8 protein-coding genes and 1 pseudogene are annotated in these 4,419 nt (G+C 28.9%); 2 read left to right on the forward strand and 7 right to left on the reverse strand.

The genetic code is table 11. The features are described from left to right. Together Q0977_RS17845 and Q0977_RS17850 are read right to left on the reverse strand one after the other, a co-directional pair. A pseudogene (locus tag Q0977_RS17845) lies at positions 1–86 on the reverse strand (purine-nucleoside phosphorylase); the annotation flags it as partial. Between the two features lie 477 nt (positions 87–563). Beyond that, positions 564–1,070 (reverse strand): hypothetical protein, encoded by a 507-nt coding sequence (locus tag Q0977_RS17850; RefSeq protein WP_299516435.1) that lies wholly within the window; start codon positions 1,068–1,070, stop codon positions 564–566. Between the two features lie 524 nt (positions 1,071–1,594). Here Q0977_RS17850 and Q0977_RS17855 point away from each other — a divergent pair. Further along, a complete protein-coding gene (locus Q0977_RS17855; protein ID WP_299516437.1) occupies positions 1,595–2,110 on the forward strand; it encodes a hypothetical protein in 516 nt (171 codons plus the stop codon). Positions 2,111–2,120: 10 nt separating this feature from the next. Next, entirely contained in the window at positions 2,121–2,351 is a 231-nt protein-coding gene (locus Q0977_RS17860) for a hypothetical protein (RefSeq protein ID WP_146553516.1), read from the forward strand. 55 nt (positions 2,352–2,406) lie between these two features. Here the strand turns inward: Q0977_RS17860 and Q0977_RS17865 are convergent, their stop codons facing one another. From Q0977_RS17865 to Q0977_RS17885, 5 genes are all read right to left on the reverse strand, one after another. Then, entirely contained in the window at positions 2,407–3,042 is a 636-nt protein-coding gene (locus Q0977_RS17865) for a DUF5776 domain-containing protein (RefSeq protein ID WP_299516444.1), read from the reverse strand. Then, on the reverse strand, positions 3,042–3,293 hold the full coding sequence (locus Q0977_RS17870) for a phage holin (protein ID WP_299516446.1): 252 nt from the start codon (positions 3,291–3,293) through the stop codon (positions 3,042–3,044). Before Q0977_RS17870 ends, Q0977_RS17865 begins: the two co-directional genes overlap by 1 nt. Positions 3,294–3,308: 15 nt before the next feature. Next, positions 3,309–3,563: a hemolysin XhlA family protein gene (locus Q0977_RS17875; RefSeq protein WP_299516448.1), complete on the reverse strand. Its 255-nt coding sequence runs from the start codon at positions 3,561–3,563 to the stop codon at positions 3,309–3,311. Positions 3,564–3,687: 124 nt separating this feature from the next. Beyond that, the gene (locus Q0977_RS17880; protein WP_299516450.1) at positions 3,688–3,912 is read right to left on the reverse strand and encodes a hypothetical protein; all 225 of its coding nucleotides are present in this window, start codon (positions 3,910–3,912) and stop codon (positions 3,688–3,690) included. A 121-nt stretch (positions 3,913–4,033) separates the two neighbouring features. Then, positions 4,034–4,219 (reverse strand): hypothetical protein, encoded by a 186-nt coding sequence (locus Q0977_RS17885; protein ID WP_299516452.1) that lies wholly within the window; start codon positions 4,217–4,219, stop codon positions 4,034–4,036. Positions 4,220–4,419: the final 200 nt, after the last annotated feature.

The raw sequence follows: 4,419 nt of genomic DNA on the forward strand, positions 1-4,419 counted from the left end.
TTGAATGTAGTTTGGCGTTCTTCTGCAGTTGTTGCTTCGCCAGTTAGTAGGTGGTCAGATACTGTTAGTACAGATAGAGCTTGACGTATCAGCATTTCAACCAATTGTATCAATCAAATTTTTCCAATATAATAAAACAGTTGTTATAGCAATTCCATCTAAAAACTGGTGACATTTTGGTCACCAATGGTCACCTGTTTTTTGGTGACTAATTTTTATTTCATATTCAATTTAATATACCTAGATAATAAATGAATTTTTCTGATTGATTGTTTAATATTTGAGAGTGATCCTTCTTGTATTTCTAGTGACGATTTTTGCTCATCTTTAGTAGTGGAAACACATGCATAAATTACAGCTTTTTCTTTTTCAAGACTTGACCACCTCTAATTTATATATTGCATATCATTTACAACCTTATAAGTCATATACAATAGTTAAAATTAGAAGTCGAATTAAAATAATTAAATAAAAAATGAGTACACTCATAACATAAAATGAGTATACTCAAATACGGAATAATACGGTTATATAACTCTTAAACAAATACAGTAATAAAATATTTATTTTTTAAAATAATTATCAAAAAATTCAACTATACCATCAAAAATTTTCTTACTTTTATTTTGATAAACAATATCACCTTTTTCATAAGCAATTAATAAAGCCATTTTTTCATCATATCTTTCTCTTAGTTTTGAATATGGTTCGTATAAATCATCATCTATCGCAATATAACCATACTGTATAAGTTCAATATCGACACTTGCGGTAATTATTTCTTCAAGTCTTTCTGGAATTCTAATTTCTAATTTAGTATTATCTTCAATCTTCCTCACTTGTATACTTAATTTTAGATAAGAAGCGAAAAATATTGATTCATTTACTTCTTCATGAATCATAAAATCATTTTTAAACAATCTCTTTTTAATTTCATCATACAGTATATTGATGCTAGTGTGCATTTTGGGAAGAATGTCATTTGTATATAATTCTTCTATTTTTAATTCTAATTGTTCAATTTCTTTCTCGATTTCTGCTATTTTTTTTAAATTTTCTATTGTGATCATAACTACATTTTCCTTTTATATTAATTCTACAAAAACTGCAAATATCCGCATTTATATATTTTAATGCTTTAGACGTTGTATATGAAGCAAATTTTATTCTGAAAGATGGTAGAAAAATATAAATAAATTTAAATAAAAAAAGAGTACATCCCCCACAATTGGAGAACATACTCAAAATTAGGGTTGATGAGAACAACCTACTACTCGATAACATTTTGGTACCGACCTGATACGCTAATTTGGCGTATCAGACCTGCGTATCATATTGGAAACTGGAACTACTGTCACAATAAAAAACACATATGTAGTAATGAAGAAGTGAGTGTGGATACACTTGCTTTTTATATAAAATAAATGCTTTTTAGTAATTTAATTAAATCAAATACTCACTCAAATACTCCTTAAAAATAAAACTTTTATCTCATCTTCTATGTATCATTTTACTTATTTTTACTAAATATCCTTAATTTATATTTATTTTTTAGTTAATATTGTTATTGAAATAAAGGAAAGGAGAATTATGGATGAAAAAGACACTAAAAATTATTATGGCTAGTATTATTGCCTTAGCAATGTTTTTCTCAACATATCAAATTCATTCACCATTGGATAAAGAGTCCAAAAAAACAATCACTATATCCTTTAACAAACAAACTGCAGAAGCAAAAGGATTATTCCCAATTTTCAAGCCAAAACCAAAGCCAAAACCAAAACCTAAGAAAAAGAAAAAAACAACAGCTCAGCTTTATAAAGAAGCAAAAAAGAAAGGTGTTAAAGTTAAAGGTAGAAGTTCTACATATAAATATTCAAAAAAACTAAGAAATCTTCCTAGTAAAGTTAATAAGGGCTATTCTTCAAGAGATCTATATAAAGACGGTAAACTAAATACTAGAAGATATTATAAAAAGGATGGTAAAGCTGAAGTAGATATACATTATACAAATCATGGGAATGCAAAAAAACATCCAAAAGTTCCACATCGTCATGACTGGGGATATAATTCTAAAGGGATTTGGACAAAGAAAACGGAATGGTATTAGGAGGGATAATATGGATGAAAAGGTTTGGAAAGAATTTAAAGAAGCTATAGAAGAAGGGCAAGAATTGGCATTCGATTATAAAGATGAAGAATGGTGGATTAGTAGAGTACCTGAAGAAAAAAGCTTTCTACTCACACGTTCAAGAGATTCCTACACTCAGGCTTTTAAAACTGCAGAAGAACTCTTTAAACACGGGATAATTGATGGAAAGCCTTTTATTGAAAGAATAAAGGACTTATAATATTAAGAAAGCATATGACTAGGTACTTATTAAATGTGAGTACCTAGTCTTTACTTTACACTTTCTTCACATATTCCTTATTAGCTGTAAGTACAAATTTACCGTTTGATACGATTAAACGTGGAACTCCATTTTTTGATTTTTTAATTCCATTTACAGTAAATACTGTACCTTTTGGATAAGATAATCCTGATTTAGTTTTATCGTTAAATTCTACTGAAGTATAAAGGTTACATGAAGCTAGTAATTTAACTTTACCTGGATTAGTTGTATAGTATGTATTTGTACCCCAATAGACTAATAAGTTTTTAGAAATATCATTAACACTTTTAGAATGATGTAATAATTGATATAAACCATTATCATATCTAGCTGATCCAAGTCCACGATTATATGCATAAGAAACCAAAGCATCAAATTGATTTTGGTTTACTTTGAATCCAAATTGATTAAGTAGACGATTAGTTCCATTTACAAATCCTGAACAATCTTGTTCAAACCATTTAATTGCTTGTGTTTTTGTAATTTTATCTCCAACTTTAATACCTTTTCTTTTTGCTTCAGCTAATGGAATAGTATGACCAGCACCAACAGTCATCATACCGTCATTAAGCTTGTACCATGATAATCTAAATCCACCTTCATGAGAAGCAATGAAATTTGCACCATTGTCTGATAGTTTCATACCCATTATTTTAACCCCTTTTCTTGTAAATGTTTCTCTTGCTCACGTGCTTGTTTACTTAATAGATAGCTATTTTTATATACTCCGTAAGCAACTAAAATAAATGGTACGGATGCTTCTAATACACCTACAAATGCATTAATACTATTATCATTAAAATGTGCAAGAGTAATTCCAATTGATTTCAAAAATAAAAGGACAGCTCCTAGCCATCCCCCGAATAATGATATGTATTGTTTTAATTTATCCGCTGTCACGTCAATGACCTCCTGTTATTTTATTACTATTCCTAATACGAACACTATAATTGTAATAATTGCAGAAGCACATATACCTAAACCCCATTTCAATGTACTAGTAAGTTTTGAAATATCTTCTTGTGCATCATCTGCTTTTAAGTCAGCTCTATTTGCAATTTTCAATGCATCGTCAGCAGTTTGTTTTATTGCATTCACATTATCTAATTTTGCATCAATACCACCAAGTCGCTCGTAAATATCGAGCATTAATTTGTTCTCTTCAGCCATGTTATCACCTTCTTTCTTAATTAGTTTTTCACTATTGTTGTCCTGCTCTGGGACACTAGATTTTAAACATAATAAAAAGCACACCCAATTGGATGTGCTTTTTATTTATTCTTAATTACTAAAATTAATCTCTTTTCATGTAATCAATACAATAAGAGCAGAGAAAATCTTCACTATCCTTACTTATTAAATTATGATCATTAATGCACTGTTTTACTTCAAAAGTTTCTTCGCATTTTTCACAATGATAACTTGATGTTTCCCAATCAACCCATACTGTAGAACCACTTTCAATACATTCTCTTTCATGCTCATCTTTTTCGATTTGCATATTTTTTGCAAAACCCATGATTAACACATCCTACCAATATTATACAAACTATTGTTAAGAGAATAAATGACAAGAAACTGCTACTTTTGACAATAGATTCATAATAAAACTCCCAAAATAGAGGTTCTCAATAATATGGTTAATCGGTTAATTTAGTATAATCACAATTTGTACATCTATATTTTACAATACCTCTATCAGCTAATATATTATGGATTATATCACCTGCTGGAACATTGTCATCTAAGCGATCAAATTCTTTATCCCATTCATCTGTAATGTAGATTTTTCCAATTCCACATTTAGGACATGTTGAACTTTCCATTTTATCACCTTCTTATAGTATATAATAAAACCATTAATAGAAAACATATACTAATTTTCAGCTAATAAAAATAATAAATTGATACTAACTAAATTTAACACTCACTCTTACACTACCACTATCTGGATCTACGTCAAGTTTCTGGACACACAAAAGTTAAGTTTTGTTCTGCGCAACCTCCATTTTTGAGTGTTCCACAT

The organism is uncultured Rummeliibacillus sp. (assembly GCF_934216135.1).
GTDB lineage: Bacteria > Bacillota > Bacilli > Bacillales_A > Planococcaceae > Rummeliibacillus.